The 19378-nt window shown below is 73.8% G+C and carries 2 protein-coding genes and 1 pseudogene; 2 read left to right on the top strand and 1 reads right to left on the bottom strand.

Annotated elements, in window-relative coordinates:
- Nucleotides 1–210: 210 nt before the first annotated feature.
- Nucleotides 211–753 (bottom strand): flavin reductase family protein, encoded by a 543-nt coding sequence (locus tag WBN91_RS33945; RefSeq protein WP_337728384.1) that lies wholly within the window; start codon nt 751–753, stop codon nt 211–213.
- Between the two features lie 249 nt (nt 754–1002).
- On the opposite strand from WBN91_RS33945, the gene WBN91_RS33940 reads away from it, so the two are divergent.
- Both WBN91_RS33940 and WBN91_RS33935 read left to right on the top strand, forming a co-directional pair.
- Entirely contained in the window at nt 1003–12966 is an 11964-nt protein-coding gene (locus tag WBN91_RS33940; protein WP_337728385.1) for a type I polyketide synthase, read from the top strand.
- A 58-nt stretch (nt 12967–13024) separates the two neighbouring features.
- Nucleotides 13025–19237 (top strand): annotated as a pseudogene (locus tag WBN91_RS33935) (type I polyketide synthase); the annotation flags it as partial.
- Nucleotides 19238–19378 lie beyond the last annotated feature (141 nt).

Below are 19378 nucleotides of genomic sequence, written 5' to 3'. Positions count from 1 at the left end.
CCGGAGGCAACCACGCTTTCCCCGGTTTCGCAACCGGTGAAGCGTGGTTGCAAAACCGGGGAAAGCGTGGTTGGGCTGCGCCCAGGCCGTACGGGGGAAGAAACCGAGGCCCTTCCTGTGGCTGGTAGCCACTCCGAGCGCGCCTGCGGCGCGAATAGCGGCGGGGGTGCGGGTGGCGCTGGTTTCAGGCCACTGTGGACGGTTGGCTGGTCACCTGGGCACGATGGGGTGGAAGCGGCCCTGGTAGAACACCAGGGCGTGGTCGTCGTCGCCCAGTTGGCATGACAGCACGCGGCCCAGGAACAGTGAGTGGTCGCCTGCCGTGTGCACGTCGACCACCTCGCACTCCAGCCAGGCCAGCGCGCCGGTGAGCAGGGGTGCGCCGGTGTGCTTGCCGGGGGTCCAGTCGACGGCGTCGAACTGGGTGGGGCCCAGTGGGCGGGCGCGGTCGGCGAAGTAGCGGACCGCCGACTCCTGGTCGGCGCTCATCACCGACACCCCGAACCGGCCGGAGCCGGCCAGTGCCCCGTGCATGACCGCGGTGTGGGCGATGCAGCAGTGGACGAGCGGTGGGTCCAGGGAGACCGAGCCGAACGCGTTGGCGGTCATGCCGTGGACGTGTTCGTCGCCGACGGTGATGACCACCACCCCCGTGGCGAAGCGGCCCATGACCGAACGCAGGTCCGCGGGGTCCGGCGTGGCCGGGTCCGAGTGGTCGGTCGCTGTGGGAAAGACGTGCACCTTCTCGGGCATCCTCGTGCTGTCCCCTCGTTCTCGAAAGCGGTGGTCGCGCCGCCGCCGTCCACAAAGGACTCGGATTTCGCCGGTCTGCTCCGAAAGCTAGCCCCGGCCCCGTACTCGGTTTCCATCGCCGGGTAACACACCCCTCACGGTGCCGTGCTGAGCGGGCGATTACCGGGCGCGACGACGCTTGCGGGCAGAGCACTGGAGAACGTGCCGGAGACTCTTCGCGCAAATCGCTCACGAGAGGCGGTCGGCCGCATGGAAAACCCCACTGTCAGCCAATCCCCGTCGGAGAACCCCGGGTCGGGTCCGCCGTCGACGGGCGGTGATCAGGACGCGGTGGCCGTCATCGGCATGGCGGTGCGGTTGCCGATGGCCGACGGGCCGGCCGCGTTCTGGGACCTGCTGCGGGACGGGCGCGACGCGATCACCGACGCCCCCGAGGGTCGGTGGGGCAAGGGCGGTGTGAACCGGGGCGGTTTCCTCGACGCCGTCGGCGACTTCGACGCCGGCTTCTTCGGCATCTCGCCGCGCGAGGCCGCGGCGATGGACCCGCAGCAGCGCCTGGTGCTGGAACTGGCGTGGGAAGCGGTCGAGGACGCCCGGATCGTGCCCGCCGACCTGCGCGGCAGCCGCACGGCGGTGTTCGTGGGCAGCATCCGCGACGACTACGCGTCGCTGCTCTACCAGCACGGCGACGCGGCGGTCACCCAGCACACCGTCACCGGCACCCACCGGGGCATCATCGCCAACCGCGTCTCGTACGCCTTCGACCTGTACGGCCCGAGCCTCACGGTGGACGCGGCGCAGTCCTCGTCCCTGGTCGCGGTGCACCTGGCGGCGCGCAGCCTGCGGGACGGCTCGGCCGACCTCGCGCTGGCCGGCGGCGTGAACCTCAACCTGCTCGGCGAGGGCACGGTCAGCCTGGAGCGGTTCGGCGCGCTGTCGCCGGACGGCCGCAGCTTCACCTTCGACGCCCGCGCCAACGGCTACGTGCGCGGCGAGGGCGGCGCGGTGGTGGTGCTGAAGAAGCTCAGCCGCGCGATCGCCGACGGCGACCAGGTGTACGCGGTGGTGCTGGGCAGCGCGGTCAACAACGACGGCGCCACCGACGGGCTCACCGTGCCCAGCGAACGTGCGCAGACCGAGGTGATCCGCGCCGCGTTCGCCGACGCGGGTGTGGACCCGGCGCGGGCGCAGTACGTGGAGCTGCACGGCACGGGCACGCCGGTGGGCGACCCGATCGAGGCGCGGGCGCTGGGCGCGGCCGTGGGCGCGCACCGCGACGAGCCGCTGCCGGTCGGGTCGGCCAAGACCAACGTCGGCCACCTGGAGGGCGCGGCGGGCATCGTCGGCTTCGCGAAGGCCGCGCTGAGCATCCGGCACCGGCTGCTGCCCCCGAGCCTGAACTTCGAGACCCCGCACCCGGACATCCCGCTCGACGAGCTCAACCTGCGCGTGCACACGGACCTGTCGTCGTGGCCGCGCCCGGACGAGCCGCTGATCGCGGGCGTCAGCGCCTGGGGCATGGGCGGCACCAACGCGCACGTCGTGCTGGCCGAGGGGCCGAGCCTGGACACCGCACTGCTGGACACCGCACTGCCCGCGTCCATCGATCCCGCCGCGCTAGCTGCTCCCACTGCGCCGGCCGCGCTCGCCGCGCCGGCCGCGCCGGGGGCTGAGCCGCCTGCGGCGGAAGGCTCTCGGGTGGTGCCGTGGCTGTTGTCCGGGCGTGGCCAAGCCGCGCTGGCGGGCCAGGCCAAGGCCTTGCGCGACCGACTCGGCGACGAGCGCCCGGCGGACGTGGCGCTGTCGTTGGCCACCACCCGGGCCGTGTTCGAGCACCGCGCGGTAGTCGTCGGCGCCACGCGGGCGGAGTTGGACGCGGGTGTCGAGGCGCTGGCGAGCGGTGGCGCGTCGGCGAACGTCGTGCAGGGGACCGTGGGCGACCCGGGTCGCACTGTGCTGGTGTTCCCCGGCCAGGGCTCGCAGTGGGCGGGCATGGCGGTGGAGCTGATGGACTTCTCACCGGTCTTCGCCCGCCACCTGGAGGCGTGCGCCGAAGCCCTGGCCGAGTACACCGACTGGTCGCTGCTGGACGTCCTGCGCGGGACCGAGGGCGCGCCCGGCCTGGATCGCGTGGACGTGGTGCAGCCCGCGCTGTTCGCGGTCATGGTGTCGTTGGCCCGTCTGTGGCAGCACCACGGTCTGCGGGTGGACGCGGTCATCGGCCACTCGCAGGGCGAGATCGCCGCCGCGCACGTCGCCGGAGCCCTGTCGCTGTCCGACGCGGCGCGTGTGGTGGCGTTGCGCAGCAAGGCGATCCTGGCGCTGGCGGGCACGGGTGGCATGGCCGCGGTGTCCGCGCCGGCCGAGCGGGTGGCGCAGCGGCTGGCCGAGCACGGCGGCCGGGTCAGCGTCGCGGCGGTCAACAGCCCGACCAACACCATCATCGCGGGCGACCCCCAAGCCCTGGCCGAGATCGTGGCCGGCTACCAGGCGCAGGACGTGCGGGCCGCGGTCATCGCGGTGGACTACGCGTCCCACTCGGCGGACGTCGAGAGCCTGAAGACCGAGCTGCTGGACGTCCTCGCGCCCATCAGCCCCCAGGCCTCCGAGATCCCGTTCCACTCGACGTTGACCGGCGGCCTCCTGGACACCACCGGGATGGACAACGACTACTGGTTCCGCAACCTGCGGCACCAGGTCCGGTTCCACGAGACCGTGCGGGAGCTGCTGGCGAGCGGTCACCGGACGTTCATCGAGGTGAGCCCGCACCCGGTGCTCACCCACGCCATCTCCGACGCCATCGACGCCGAGGAGGTCGACGGCGCGGCGGCGTTCGGCACGTTGCGGCGCGACGACGGCGGCCCCCGCCGGCTGCTGCTGGCGCTGGGCGCGGCGCACGCGCACGGCGTCGCGCTGGACTGGGCGTCGGTGCTCGACGGCACGGACGCGCGGGTGGTCGACCTGCCCACCTACGCCTTCCAGCGCCGCCACTTCTGGTTCGCCGGCGGCGACTTCACGCCGAAGGCCGTGACTGGAGCCCGGCCCGTCGAGGAGACCGCCGACGTCGACGACGCGACGAGCGCGTTGAAGGCCCAGCTGGCCGGCAAACCGGACCGGGAGCGGCTGCGGCTGCTGGTGGACCTGGTCCGCACGCAGGTCGCGCCCGTGCTCGGCTTCGACGGCGGCTCGGCGGTCCAGCCCGCCCGCACGTTCAAGGACCTCGGCCTGGACTCCGTGACCTCGGTCGAGTTCCGCAACAGGCTGACCGCCGCGACCGGCCTGAAGCTGCCCACGGCGATCACCTTCGACCAGCCGACGCCGCAGGCGCTGGCGCGCTACCTCGACGCCGAACTGGCCGGCGCCCCCGCCGCCGCACCCGTCACGACCCGGCCGGTGGCGCTCGCGGACGAGCCGATCGCGGTGGTCGGCATGGCGTGCCGGTTCCCCGGCGGGGTGCGCTCGCCCGAACAGCTGTGGGCGATGGTCCGCGACGGCGTGGACGCGATCTCCGGCTTCCCGACCAACCGGGGCTGGGACACCGGGTCGCTCTACGACCCGGACCCGGACAAGCCCGGCTCGACCAACGCCCGCTACGGCGGGTTCCTGCACGACGCGGACGAGTTCGACGCGGCCTTCTTCGGCATCAGCCCGCGCGAGGCCACCGCGATGGACCCGCAGCAGCGGTTGCTGCTGGAGGTCGCGTGGGAGGCGTTCGAGCGGGCGGGCCTGGACCCGAAGGGGTTGCGCGGCACCAACACCGGCGTGTTCGTCGGTGCGATGACCCAGGACTACGGCCCGCGCCTGCACCAGGGCTCGAACGGCTACGACGGGTTCCTGCTCACCGGCAACCAGGTCAGCGTGGCGTCGGGCCGCGTGGCTTACACGTTCGGGCTGGAGGGTCCGGCGCTGACCGTCGACACGGCGTGCTCGTCGTCGCTGGTCGCGGTGCACCTGGCCGCTCAGGCGCTGAACCGGGGCGAGGCGTCGATCGCGCTGGCCGGCGGTGTCACGGTGATGTCCACGCCGGGCATCTTCGTGGAGTTCTCGCGGCAGCGCGGGTTGTCGCCGGACGGCCGCTGCAAGGCGTTCTCCGCCGACGCGGACGGCACGGGTTGGTCCGAGGGTGTGGGTCTGCTTGTGCTGGAGCGTTTGTCGGACGCTCGGCGCAACGGGCACCCGGTTCTGGCTGTGCTCAAGGGCAGTGCCGTCAACCAGGACGGCGCGTCCAACGGTCTGACTGCGCCGAATGGTCCGTCGCAGGAGCGCGTGATCCGCCAAGCTCTGGCGAAGGCGGGTCTGGCTCCGTCCGATGTGGACGTTGTGGAGGCGCACGGTACGGGTACGGCGTTGGGTGACCCGATCGAGGCGCAGGCCTTGTTGTCTACTTACGGTCAGGATCGTGAGCGGCCGTTGTGGTTGGGCAGCTTGAAGTCCAACATCGGCCACACCCAAGCCGCGGCGGGCGTGGCGGGCATCATCAAGACCGTCGAGGCGATCCGCCACGGCGAGGTGCCCCGGACCCTGCACGTCACCGAACCGTCCCCGCACGTCGACTGGACCAGGGGCGCGGTGGAGCTGGCGACGGAGACCACCCCGTGGCCCGAGGTGGACCGTCCGCGCCGGGCCGGTGTGTCGTCGTTCGGCATCAGCGGCACCAACGCGCACGTCATCCTGGAGCAGGCCCCCGAGATCCCCACGCCGACCGACACCGAAGACACCGTTGTGCCGTCGGCGCTGCTGCCGTGGGTGCTGTCCGGTCGTGGCCCCGGTTCGGTGGCCGCGCAGGCGGCCCGGCTGCGGGCGTTCGTGGACCAGGACTCGCCCGACCCGGTCGACGTCGGCTGGTCGTTGGCGACCACCCGCGGCGCGCTGGAGCACCGCGCGGTGGTGTGGGGCGAGGACCGCGCGGCGATGCTGGACGCGATCGCCGACGGGCGCGGCGGTCCGACCGCGGTGACCGGTGTCGCCTCGTCCGTCCGGTCGGCGTTCCTGTTCACCGGCCAGGGCGCGCAGCGGATCGGCATGGGCTTGGCGCTGGCGGAGGCGTTCCCGGCCTACGCCGAGGCGTTCGACGCGGTGTGCGAGGCGCTGGACCCGATGCTGGACCGGCCGTTGCGCGAGGTGATCGCGGACGGCGTGGACCTGGACGAGACCGGCTACACGCAGCCGGCGTTGTTCGCGGTCGAGGTCGCCTTGTTCCGGCTGCTGGAGTCGTGGGGTGTGCGTCCGGACTTCGTGGCCGGGCACTCGATCGGCGAGCTGGCGGCGGCTCACGTCGCCGGCGTGTTCACGCTGGTCGACGCGGCCCGGCTGGTCGCCGCGCGCGGCCGGTTGATGCAGGCGCTGCCCCGGACCGGGGCCATGATCGCGGTCGAGGCCACCGAGGACGAGGTCCGCGCCGAACTCGTGGACGGCGTCGACATCGCCGGCGTCAACGGCCCGACCGCCCTGGTGATCGCGGGCGAGACCGAGGCGACGCAGGCCGTCGCCGACACCCTGGCCGCGCGCGGCCGGCGCACCAAGCGGCTGGAGGTCAGCCACGCGTTCCACTCGCCGCTGATCGAGCCGATGCTGGAGGAGTTCGCGGCGGTCGCCGCGGGCGTCGCGTTCAGCGCGCCCCGCGTGCCGGTCGTGTCGACGGTGACCGGCCGGTTGGCCGACGACGACCTGACCACCCCCGACTACTGGGTGCGGCAGGCCCGGCAGGCCGTCCGGTTCGCCGACGCGGTGGGCACCCTGGTCAGCGAGGGCGTCACGGCGCTGGTCGAGCTGGGGCCCGCCGGCGTGCTCTCGGCGATGGTCCCCGCCATCGCCACCGAGGACGTCGTCGCCGTGCCGCTGCTGCGCGCCGACCGGGACGAGCCCGGGTCCGTGCTGTCCGCGCTGGCGCGGGTGTTCGTCGCGGGCGTGGACGTGCGGTGGTCGCGGCTCTACGAGGGCTCCGGCGCGCGGCGTGTCGAGCTGCCGACGTACGCCTTCCAGCCCAAGCGGTTCTGGCTCAACGCCCCGACCGGCGGCGACGTGTCCGAGGCGGGCCTGACCGCCGCCGGGCACCCGCTGCTGGGCGCGGCGGTGGAGTTGGCGGGCGGTGACCGGCTGGTGCTCACCGGCCGGCTGGGCGTCGGCTCGCACGGGTGGCTGGCCGATCACGCGGTGGCGGGCACGGTCGTGCTGCCCGGCACCGCCTACCTGGAGCTGGCACTGTCCGCGGGCGAGCGGGTCGGCGCGGGTCGCGTGGTGGAGCTGACGCTGTCCGCGCCGCTGGTGCTGCCCGAGCACGGCGGCGTGCAGGTCCAGGTCGTGGTGGACGAGCCGGACGCCTCCGGCCACCGCTCGCTGCGCGTCCACGCCCGGCGGGACGAGGAGGGCGCGCAGTGGACCGAGCACGCCACCGGCGTCCTGGCCGCCGACCACGCCGGCGCGACCGACCTCGGGACCTGGCCGCCGGCCGCGACCGAGGTCGACCTCACCGACGTCTACCCGGGCCTGACCGGGCACGGCTACGGCTACGGCCCCGTCTTCCAGGGGCTGACCCGGCTGTGGCGCGGTGACGGCGAGCTGTTCGCCGAGGTGGCGCTGCCGGAGGAGCAGCGGGCTACGGCAGGCGACTACGTGCTGCACCCCGCGCTGCTGGACGCGGCGCTGCACCCGCTGCTGCCCGGCGTGGTCGAGGACGGCGAGGGCACGGTCCTGCCGTTCGCGTGGTCGGGCGTGAGCGTGTGGGCGGCCGGCGCGCGGACCCTGCGGGTGCGCCACCGGGTCACCCGGCGCGACGAGGAGACCACGGTGGTCTCGATCGACGCGGTCGACGGCAACGGCGCTCCGGTGCTCAGCGCGGAGTCCCTGGTGCTGCGGCCGGTGGCCCGGGAGGCGTTGCGGGAGCCCGGCAAGCTGCTGCGCCTGGACTGGACCGCGGGTCGACCGGGTGAGCCGGTGCCGTGGTCGGTGGTCGGCGCGGACGGGTTCGAGGACGTGTTCACCCTGCCCGCGGACGCCCAGCCGAACCGCTCCTACATCGACGTGCCGGACCTGGCGCAGGCGCTGGGCGGCGACGACGTTCCGAACCACGTCGTGGCCCTGCTGCCCGTCCCCGAAGGGTCGCCTGCGGCGACCGCCCGCCGCACCAGTGCGGCCGTGCTGGACCTGCTGCGGGTGTGGTTGGCCGACGACCGGTTGGCCGACGCGAAGCTGGTCGTCGTCACGCGCGACGACACGCACCACGCGGCCGTGTGGGGCCTGGTGCGCTCCGCTCAGTCCGAGCACCCGGGCCGGTTCGTGCTGGTCGAGCACGACGGCCACGCCGACTCGTGGGCCGCCCTGCCCGGCGCGCTGGGCTCAGGTGAGCCGCAGCTGGCGTTGCGCGAAGGAGCCGTCCTGGTGCCGCGCCTGGTGCGCGCACCCGCCGGCGACGAAGCCGTGGACTGGTCCGAGGGCACGGTGCTGGTCACCGGCGGCACGGGCGCGCTGGGTGCCTCGCTCGCCCGGCACCTCGTGTCCGAGCACGGGGCACGCAGCCTGCTGCTGGTGAGCAGGCGCGGACCGGACGCGCCCGGCGCGGCCGAGCTGGTCGCCGAGCTGACCGAGGCCGGGGCGGAAGTCGCGGTCAAGGCGCTGGCCGTGGAGGACCGGGACGCGGTGGCCGCTCTGCTGGCCGAGCACCCGGTGCGCGCGGTGGTGCACACGGCGGGCGTGGTCGACGACGGTGTCGTCACCTCGCTGGACCGCCGCCGGCTCGACGCCGTCCTGAGCCCCAAGGTCGACGGCGCCTGGCACCTGCACGAGCTGGCCGGCGAGTTGTCCGCGTTCGTCCTGTACTCGTCGGTCGCCGGCACGCTCGGCACGCCCGGCCAGGGCAACTACGCCGCCGGCAACGCCTTCCTCGACGCGCTGGCCCGCCACCGCAAGGCGAACGGCCTGCCCGCGACCTCCATCGCGTGGGGCCTGTGGGAGCAGGACAGCGGCATCACCGGCACGTTGAGCGAGGCCGACCGGCAACGCCTGGCCCGCAACGGCGTCCGGCCGCTGCCCACCGAGGACGGCCTGGCCCTGTTCGACGCCGCCGTCGCCTCGACCGAGCCCGTGGTGACCGCAGCCGTGCTGGACCACGCGGCGCTGCGCGAGCAGGGCGAGCACCTGCCCGCCGTGCTGCGCGGCGTGGTCACCGCCGCGCCGACCCGCCGCGCCGCCGCCGAGGACGCGACCGCCGGGACGGGGTCGGCGTGGGCGGACCGCCTGGCCGGCCTCGGCGCGGTCGAGCGGGAGACGGCCGTGCAGGACCTCGTGCGCGCCACCGTCGCCCAGGTGCTCGGCCACGCCGACGACGCCGGGGTGGACATGTCCGCCGCGTTCAAGGAGCTCGGCTTCGACTCGCTGACCGCGGTCGAGCTGCGCAACACCCTGACCGGCGCCACCGGGCTGCGCCTGCCCAGCACGCTGGTCTTCGACTACCCGTCGCCCGCCGGCGTCGCGGACCACCTGGCCCGCCAGGTGTCGCCGCGCACCGAGGCCGCCGAGCAGACCACCGCCACCGTCTCCACCGACGACGACCTGATCGCGGTGGTGGGCATGGCGTGCCGCTACCCGGGCGGGGTGCGCTCGCCGGAGGACCTGTGGGCGCTGGTGCGCGACGAGGTGGACGCGGTCGGCGAGTTCCCGACCGACCGCGGCTGGGACATCGCGGGCCTGTACGACCCGGACCCCGACCGCGCGGGCAAGACCTACACCCGCAACGGCGGCTTCCTGCACGACGCCTACGACTTCGAGCCGGAGTTCTTCGGCATGTCGCCGCGCGAGGCGCTGGCCACCGACCCGCAGCAGCGGTTGCTACTTGAGGTCGCGTGGGAGGCGTTCGAGCGGGCCGGCATCGACCCGAAGTCGTTGCGCGGCAGCAACGCCGGCGTGTTCGCCGGGGTGATGTACACCGACTACACCGAGCAGTCCGGCCAGTTGCCCGCCGAGTTGGAGGGCTACCTGGCCAGCGGCACCGCGGGCAGCGTGGCGTCGGGTCGCGTGGCTTACACGTTCGGGCTGGAGGGTCCGGCGCTGACCATCGACACAGCGTGCTCGTCGTCGCTGGTCGCCGTGCACCTGGCCGCGCAGGCGCTGCGGTCCGGTGAGACCGACCTGGCGCTGGCCGGCGGTGTGACCGTCATGTCGACGCCCAACCCGTTCATCGAGTTCTCGCGGCAGCGCGGGTTGTCGCCGGACGGCCGCTGCAAGGCGTTCTCGGCCGATGCGGACGGCACGGGTTGGTCCGAGGGTGTTGGCCTGCTGGTGCTGGAGCGTCTCTCCGACGCTCGGCGCAATGGGCACCCGGTTCTGGCGGTGGTTCGCGGTAGTGCGGTGAACCAGGACGGTGCCTCGAACGGCCTGACCGCCCCCAACGGTCCGTCGCAGGAGCGCGTGATCCGCCAAGCCTTGGCGAAGGCGGGTCTGGCTCCGTCCGATGTGGACGTTGTGGAAGCGCACGGCACGGGTACGGCGTTGGGTGACCCGATCGAGGCGCAGGCGTTGCTGGCGACCTACGGTCAGGACCGTGAGCGGCCTTTGTGGTTGGGCAGCTTGAAGTCCAACATCGGCCACACGCAGGCGGCGGCGGGCGTGGCGGGCATCATCAAGACCGTCGAGGCCATGCGGCACGGGGTCATGCCGAAGACCCTCCACGTCACCGAGCCGTCGTTGCACGTCTACTGGGACGCGGGCGCGGTGTCGCTGCTGACCGAGGCCACGCCGTGGCCCGAGGTCGGTCGCCCGCGCCGGGCGGGGGTGTCGTCGTTCGGCATCAGCGGCACCAACGCGCACGTCATCATCGAGCAGGCGCCGGACCAGCCCGCGGCGGAAGCGCCGGCGGTGCGGCCGGTCGTGCCGTGGCTGCTGTCGGCGAAGACGCCGGCGGGCCTCAAGGCGCAGGCCGACTCGCTCACCGCGTTCCTGGCCGACCGCCCGGACATCGCGCCGGCCGACGTCGCCTTCACCCTGCTCACCCGGCGGACCACGCTGGAGCGGCACGCGGTGCTGGTCGGCGCGGACCCGGCGGACTTCACGGCGCGGCTGGCCGCGGTCGACCCGGTGCACGCCGGCCGCACGACCGCCGGCGGCAGGCTCGCGTTCCTGTTCACCGGGCAGGGCGCGCAGCGGGTCGGCATGGGGTTGGCGCTGGCCGACGCGTTCCCGGCCTACGCCGAGGCGTTCGAGGCGGTGTGCCGGCAGCTGGACCCGATGCTGGACCGGCCGTTGCGCGACGTGATCGCCGACGGCGTCGACCTGGACGAAACTGGATACACCCAGCCCGCGTTGTTCGCGGTCGAAGTGGCCTTGTTCCGGCTGCTGGAGTCGTGGGGCGTCCGCCCGGACTTCATCGCCGGGCACTCGATCGGCGAACTGGCGGCGGCCCACGTGGCCGGGGTGTTCTCGCTGGAGGACGCGGCACGGCTGGTCGCCGCACGCGGCCGGTTGATGCAGGCGCTGCCGCGCACCGGGGCCATGATCGCCGTGGAGGCCACCGAGGAGGAAGTCCGCGCCGAACTGGAGCCGTTCGCGGGCCTGGTGGACATCGCCGCGGTCAACGGGCCGCGCGCGGTGGTGCTCTCCGGCGACGAGAAGGCCACCGTGCTGGCGGCCGAGCAATGGGAGAACCGGGGGCGGCGCATCCGCCGGCTCTCCGTCAGCCACGCGTTCCACTCCCCGGCGATGGAGCCGATGCTCGGCGAGTTCGCCGACCTCGCCGCCACCGTCGACTTCCACGCGCCCCGCATCCCGATCGTCTCCACGGCCACCGGAGCGCTCGCCGAGGACTTCACCACGCCCGGCTACTGGGTGCGGCAGGTGCGCGGCACGGTCCGGTTCGCCCAGGCGGTCGGCACGCTCGCGGCCCAGGGCGTGACCACGTTCCTGGAGGTCGGCCCGGACGGCGTGCTCACCGCGATGACGGAGTCCGTGCTGGCCGGGCTGCCCGACCAGCGCGACCGCACGGCGACGGCGTCGGTGCGGCGCGACCGGTCCGAGCCGGAGACCCTGGTGGGCGGCCTGGCCGCCCTGCACGCCAAGGGTGTCGCGGTGGACTGGGCGGCGTTCTTCGCCGGCACCGGCGCACGGGCCGTCGACCTGCCGACCTACCCGTTCCAGCGGCAGCGGTACGCGCTGGTGGTGGACAGCTCGACCACCACCCGGTCGTCCGCGTGGCAGCCGGTGGCGGTGCCCGAGGCGTCCTCGGACGCGCGGGTCGCGGTGCTGGACGTGGGCCACGGCGTGGCCGACCTGCCCGGCGCGGAGGTGTTCGACCGGGTGGAGGCGCTGGCGGACGGCGAGTTCGACGTCGTCCTGCTGCCGCTGGCCGTGCACGTCACCCCCGAGGCAGGGGAAGCCGAGAACCGCTACGACCGCACCCGCGAGACGCTGGACCTGATCCGCGACTGGGCGCAGGGCACGACGAAACTGGTCGTGACGACCACCTCGGTGGCCCCCGCACTGCCGTCCGACACGGCGAGCGACGGCGCGCGGCTCGCGTGGACCCTCCTCCAGGACGCCCACGCGCAGAACCCCGACCGGGTCGTGCTGGTCGACTTCGACACCGAGCGGGCCGACGTCGGGATCGCCGCCGCCGTGGCCGCCGCGGGCGTCCGGCTGGCCGCCGTGCGCGACGGCGCGGTCCTGGCGACACCCCGTCAGGACGTGCCGGCCGAGCCCGAGCCCGAGCGTTCGGCGCTGCGCGCGGAGCTGGCGGCGGTCCCGGAGGCGGGGCGGCGGCCGGCGGTGCTGGCCGCGGTGCGCGCCGAGGTGGCCGCCGTGCTGCAACGCCCGGACGCGGCCGGCATCGAGGAGGACCGCGCGTTCCAGTCCCTCGGGTTCGACTCGCTGACCGCGGTCGACCTGCGCAACCGGCTCGGCGCGGCGGTGGGGGAGCAGCTGTCGGCGACGGTGGTGTTCGACCACCCGACCCTCGGGGCGCTCACCGACCACCTGCTGGGCCTCCTGGTCGCCTCCGCCGAGGCGCCCCTGCACGCCGAACTGGACCGGTTGGAGGCGCTGCTGGCCGCGACGCCGCGCGACGGCGACGCCGACGAGGTTGCCGACCGGTTGCGCACGATGCTCGCCCGCTGGACCGAGGCCTCCGGGCCGTCCGCCGCGCCGGCCGCCGAGGAGCTGCTCACGGAGGCGTCCGCGGACGACCTGTTCGCCTTCATCGACAACGAGCTCGGCCGCAGCGCGGACTGACCCCGACCGGCCCGAGTCGCCCGAGGAGGGTGCGAACCCCATGTCCCAGGAACAGAAGCTGGTCGACTACCTGAAACGGGTCACCGTCGACCTGCACAAGGCACGACAGCGGCTCGCGGAGCTGGAGTCCGGCCGCGACGAGCCGATCGCCATCGTCTCGATGGCCTGCCGCCTGCCCGGCGGGGTGTCCTCGCCGGAGGACCTGTGGCGGCTGGTGTCCGGCGGGCACGACGCCATCACGCCGTTCCCCGACGACCGCGGCTGGGACGTCGACGGCATCTACGACCCCGAACCGGGGCAGCCCGGCAAGTCCTACTCGAAGCAGAGCGGATTCATCGCCGACGCGACCCGGTTCGACGCGGAGTTCTTCGGCATCAGCCCGCGCGAGGCCACCGCGATGGACCCGCAGCAGCGGGTCCTGATGGAGGTCGCGTGGGAGGCGCTGGAACGCGCCCACATCGACCCGGCGGGCCTGAAGGGCAGCAAGACCGGCGTGTTCGCCGGGGTCGTGGCGCAGAGCTACCTGGGCCTGTGGGGCCCGCAGGAGCTGGAGGGCTACCTGACCACGGGCGGCCTGACCAGCGTCGCCTCCGGGCGGGTGGCCTACGCGCTCGGCCTCGAAGGCCCCGCGGTGAGCGTGGACACGGCGTGCTCGTCGTCGCTGGTCGCGCTGCACCTGGCGATGCAGTCGCTGCGGCGCGGAGAGTCCACGCTGGCGCTGGTCGGCGGCACCACGGTGTACGGCACGCCGGCGGCGTTCGTGGACTTCTCCCGCCAGCGCGGCCTCGCCGCCGACGGCCGGTGCAAGTCGTTCGCGGCGGCGGCGGACGGGACCACGTGGTCCGAGGGCGTCGGCGTGGTGGTGCTGGAGAAGCTGTCCGACGCGATCGAGAACGGTCACCAGGTGCTCGCGGTGGTGCGCGGGTCGGCGATCAACGCCGACGGCGCGTCCAACGGGCTGACCGCGCCCAACGGGCCGTCCCAGCAGCGGGTGATCCGGGCCGCGCTGGCCAACGCCCGGCTCGCCGCCGGCGACGTCGACCTGATCGAGGCGCACGGCACCGGCACCCGGCTCGGCGACCCGATCGAGGCGCAGGCCCTGCTGGCCACCTACGGGCAGAACCGGCCCGCCGACCGGCCCGCGTGGCTGGGGTCGCTGAAGTCCAACATCGGGCACACCGTGGCCGCCGCCGGCATCGCCGGGGTGATGAAGGCGGTGCTGGCCATCCGGCACGGCGTCATGCCCCGGACGCTGCACGTGGACCGGCCCACGCCCGCGGTCGACTGGTCGGCGGGCGCGGTCTCGCTGCTGGCCGAGGAGCGGCCGTGGCCGGAGACCGGTCAGCCGCGCCGCGCGGCGGTGTCCGCGTTCGGCGTCAGCGGCACCAACGCGCACGTGATCCTCGAACAGGCCCCTGAGATCGCCGTGGAGGCCGCCGAGGAGGTGCCGCCGTCGTTGCCGGTGGCGTCGCCGGTCACGTTGTCGGGGCGGTCGCCGCAGGCGCTGCGGGCCCAGGCGTCCAGGCTGCTGGAGTGGCTGGCGGAGCACCCCTCGGCCGACCCGGCGTCGGTCGCCCGGTCGGCGGCGCTGACCCGGTCGGCGCTGTCGCACCGCGCGGTCGTGCTCGGCGACCTGGCCGAGGGCCTGCGCGCGGTGGCCGACGACGTGTCCCACCCCTCGGTGCTGCACGGGTCGCCGGTGGGCGGGAAGACGGCGTTCCTGTTCACCGGCCAGGGCGCGCAGCGGCTCGGCATGGGGCAGCGGGCCTTGGTGTTCCCGGCCTTCGCCAACGCGCTGGCCGAGGTGGAGGAGCACCTGCGCCCGCACCTGGACGTGCCGATCCGGGACGTGGTCTCCGGCTCGGACCCCGAGCTGCTGCGGCGCACCGGGTACGCGCAGCCGGCGCTGTTCGCGGTCGAGGTGGCGTTGTTCCGGCTGCTGGAGTCGTGGGGCGTGCGCCCGGACTTCCTGGCCGGCCACTCGATCGGCGAGATCGCCGCCGCGCACGTGTCCGGCGTGCTGTCCCTGGCCGACGCCGCCGCCCTGGTCGGCGCGCGGGCGCGGTTGATGCAGGCCCTGCCCGAGGGCGGCGCGATGGTGGCCGTCGAGGCGACGGAGGACGAGGTCCGGCCGCTGCTGGTGCCCGAAGTGGGTGTCGCGGCGGTCAACGGGCCGTCGTCGGTGGTGCTGTCCGGCGCGACCGAGGAGGTCGAGCGGATCGCGGCCGAGTTGGCGGGGCGTGGGCGCAAGACCAAGCGGCTGTCGGTGAGCCACGCGTTCCACTCGCCGTTGATGGCGCCGATGACGGCGGAGTTCGCGCGGGTGGCGAAGTCGCTGGAGTACCACGAGCCGACCATCCCGATCGTGTCCACGGTGACCGGCGCGCTGGCCGGCGCCGAGTTGCGGGACCCGGAGTACTGGGTCTCGCACGTCTCGCGGACGGTCCGGTTCGCCGACGCCGTCTTGGCGTTGCGCGACCTGGACGTGACGACTTACGTGGAACTGGGTCCGGACGCGGTGCTCAGCGGGCTGGTCGGGACGATCCTCGACCCCTCGGCGGCCGTGCCGCTGATGCGCGGCGACCGGGACGAGGCCGACACCGTCGTCGCCGCCGTGAGCCGCCTGCACACCCGCGGTGTCGCGGTGGACTGGGCGCGGTTCCTAGGCGGGGCCGCGCCGCTGGTGGACCTGCCGACGTACGCGTTCCAGCGGGAGCGGTTCTGGTTGACCCACGGCGGGACGGCGGCGGACCTGTCCACCGCCGGGCTGACGCCGGTGGAGCACCCGCTGGTCGGTGCCGCGATCGGCGTCGCCGGCTCGGACGGGGTGCTGCTGACCAGCCGCGTGTCGGTGCGCGAGCACCCGTGGCTGGCCGGGCACGTCGTCGACGGCGTGGCGGAGCTGCCCGCGGCGGTGCTGGTCGAGCTGGCCGTGCGGGCGGCCGACGAGGTCGGCTGCACGAAGCTGGACTCGTTGACCGCGCTCGCGCCGGTGCTGTGGCGGGCCGAGGGCGCGGTGGTGGTCCAGCTGACGCTGGGCGCGGCCGACGCGCGCGGCACGCGGGCGCTGGAGGTGCACACCCGGTCCGACGACTCCGGCGCACCGTGGGAGTTGGTGGCACGCGGTGCGGTGAGCGGCGAGCGGTGGCACCCGGCCGTCGAGGTCGACGGGCCGGAGGTCACGGTCGCGCTCGACCCGGAGGTGTCCAACGCCGGCTACGGCCTGCACCCGATGCTGCTGGACTCGGTGGTGCGCGAGGCGTCCGGCGGGCTCGTAGCGGCGGAGTGGAAGGGTTTCCGGCTGCACGCGGTCGGCGCGACGACGGTCGTGGCGCGGTACCAGCGGGTCGGTGACGTGTTGACGCTGAGGTTGGCCGACCTGGCCGGGAACGTCGTGGCGACCGCGGACGAAGTGGTGTTGCGGACGCCTGAAAGGGGCGCGTTCGACCGTTCGGCGGGCACGTTGTTCGACGTGGTGTGGGAGCGCGTGGACCTCCCCGCGCCGCCGCCGACGTCCCTGACGGTCCTCGACATCGGGCGCGGCGTGCCCGAACTCGCCGACGTGCCAAGGGTGTCGCACTTGTCGGAGGTCGCCGGCGCGGACGCGATCGTGGTGCCGTTCCTGACCGCCGCCACCGACGACGAGGTGGTGGACCGGGTCTTCGCCGACACGGCGGCGGCGCTGGAGGTCGTGCAGCGGTGGCTGGACGACCCGGGCCTGGCCGGCACCCGCCTGGTCGTGCTGACCTCGGGCGCCACCCCGGCCCACGGCCGCACCGCGCCGCACGCCTCGGCGGTGTGGGGCCTGCTGCGGTCGGCCCAGTCGGAGAACCCCGACCGGATCACCCTGGTCGACCTCGATCCCGCCCACCCCGACCCGTCCGGCCTGGCCGCCGCGCTGGCCTCCGGCGAGCCCCAGGTGGCCCTGGGCCTGGACACCCGCGTGCCGCGCCTGGCCCGCGTCGCCAAGCCCGTCCCGCCGCGCGGGTCCCTGCGCGACGACCCGGCGGACCTCGACGGCACGGTGCTGATCACCGGCGGCACGGGCACGCTCGGCGCGCTGTTCGCCCGCCACCTGGCCGAGCAGGGCGTGCGGCGGCTCCTGCTGGTCAGCCGTCGCGGCCCGGCCGCGCCCGGCGCGCAGGAACTCCAGCAGGAACTGACGGCCCTGGGCGCGCATGTGGACGTGGTCGCCGGCGACGTCACCAACGAGTCCGAACTGGCCGGCGTCCTGGCCCAGGCCGCCGCTCCGGTGTCGATGGTCCTGCACACCGCGGGCGTCCTGGATGACACCGCGTTCCCCAGCCTCACCCCGGACCGGCTGGCGGCGGTCCTGCGGCCGAAGGTCACCACGGCGTGGCACCTGCACCGCCTGGTCCCCGAGGCCCACCACGTGCACTTCTCGTCCATCGCGGCCACGATCGGCGGCCCCGGCCAGGCGAACTACTCGGCCGCCAACACCTTCCTCGACGCCGTAGCGCACTTCCGCGTCGCCAACGGCCACCCGTCCACGTCGATCGCGTGGGGCCTGTGGTCGATGCCGACGGGCATGGGCAGCGGTCTGTCCGATGTGGACTTGGCCCGCATCGCCCGCAGCGGCTTCAAGGCGATCACCGCCGCCGACGGCCCGGACTTGCTGGACGCCGCTCTGGCAACCGGCCTGCCTGCGGTAGTAGCGACCCCTCTCGACATCGCCGCGATCCGCGCCTCGGGTCGAGTGCCCACTTTGTTCGCCGACCTAGTCCGCACCCCGGTGCGACGCACGGCGGCCACCACCGAAACCCCCACCGTGCCCCCGGCCGAGCAGTTGGCCGAACTCGACCCGGCACAACGCTACGCACTGCTGCTGGACCGCGTAGGCGCCGAGGTCGCAGCAGTGCTGGGCACGACCTCCGCGCCCGAACCGACCAGACCGTTCACTGACCTGGGCTTCGACTCCCTGACATCGGTGGAACTCCGCAACCGCCTCACCACCGCGATCGGCACACCCCTACCGGCCACCCTGGTCTTCGACCACCCCACACCCCACGCGGTGGCCGAACACCTCAGCGCTCTGCTGGCGAGGTCGGAAGACCCACCGACCCGTACCGCAGAGGTCGACTTCGCCGCCGAAGTCCGCCTGGCCGAGGACATCCAGCCGGCGGCCGAGGTGGTCACCCACGTCACCGCTCCGGACGAGGTCCTGCTGACCGGCGCAACCGGCTTCCTGGGCGCGTTCCTGCTCAGGGATGTCCTGCGCACCACGACGGCCCGCGTGCACTGCGTGGTCCGCGCGGCAGACCCGGTGGCCGGCCTGGCCAGGATCACGGAGAACCTGCGCTGGTACAGGCTGGATGGCGAGGTGGACCTGTCCCGCATCGTCGTGCACCCCGGTGATCTCGCCCTGCCGCGCCTGGGCTTGGCGGAGGAGGTGTACGACGAGCTGTCCCGGGTGGTGGACGTGGTGTTCCACGCCGGTGCCACCGTGAACTGGCTCCACCCGTACACCGCGCTCAAGGCGGCAAACGTCCAGGGAACCGAGGACGTACTCCGCCTGGCTGCTGCTCACCGGACCGTGCCGGTGCACTTCGTGTCCTCCACAGGCGTGTTCGACCAGCCCGTGACCCCTGGCGTGCCGCTGAGGGTCGACGACATCCCCGGCCCGCCGGAACTGCTGTCCAACGGTTACCGGCAGACCAAGTGGGTGGCGGAGAAGATCATCGACCTGGCGCGGGACCGAGGATTGCCTGTTTCGGTGTACCGGATCGACGTGGTGTCGGGCGACCAGGTCAACGGAGCCTGCCAGACCAAGGACTTCCTGTGGCTCAGCCTCAAGGGAATCCTGCAAAGCGGCGCAGTGCCGGAGGCCTTGGCAGGCCTGTTCCACCTGGTCCCAGTCGACTACGCCAGCGCCACCGTCACCTATCTGGCGACAAGGCCGGAGGCAGCAAGCCGAACCTTCCACCTGTCCAACCCGGCCCCGATCCGGTATCGGGAGATGATCGAGCACCTGCGCGGGTCGGGGTACGCCTTGCCGGAACTGGACTGGCCGGAGTGGACCGCCAGGGTCCGAGCCGATCGGGACAACGCTCTACAGCCGCTGTTGGACGCGTTCGAGGCGATCGCGGCGGCAGGGGAGGGTGCCTACCCTGACTTCGACGTCTCGGAGACCGAGGCGGCGTTGCAGGACAGCAACATCCACTGCCCGCCGCTGGACGCGGATTTGTTCGCCAAGTACGTCGACTTCTTCGCCGAAGCCAACTACTTCCCCCGAGCAGACGCCAACCGCTGACAAAGCAATGCGGTACCGCCCCCAGATGTGGGGGCGGTACCGCATTTCCGCGCGCAGCGCGGTGGTTCGCGCGCGGAGCGCGCGGTAGGTGTTACCTACAAGTGGAGGGCCTCGGTTCCCCCACCGTATGGCCTGCCCGAA

The organism is Saccharothrix sp. CCNWYY140, from assembly GCF_037401995.1.
Lineage (GTDB): Bacteria > Actinomycetota > Actinomycetes > Mycobacteriales > Pseudonocardiaceae > Actinosynnema.
This window is presented reverse-complemented; position numbering and strand designations above follow the sequence as displayed.

Excerpts from the sequence above, each read along its gene's own strand:
- WBN91_RS33945 (WP_337728384.1), bottom strand. The coding sequence starts at position 753 with ATGCCCGAGAAGGTGCACGTCTTTCCCACAGCGACCGACCACTCGGAC.
- WBN91_RS33940 (WP_337728385.1), top strand. The coding sequence starts at position 1,003 with ATGGAAAACCCCACTGTCAGCCAATCCCCGTCGGAGAACCCCGGGTCG.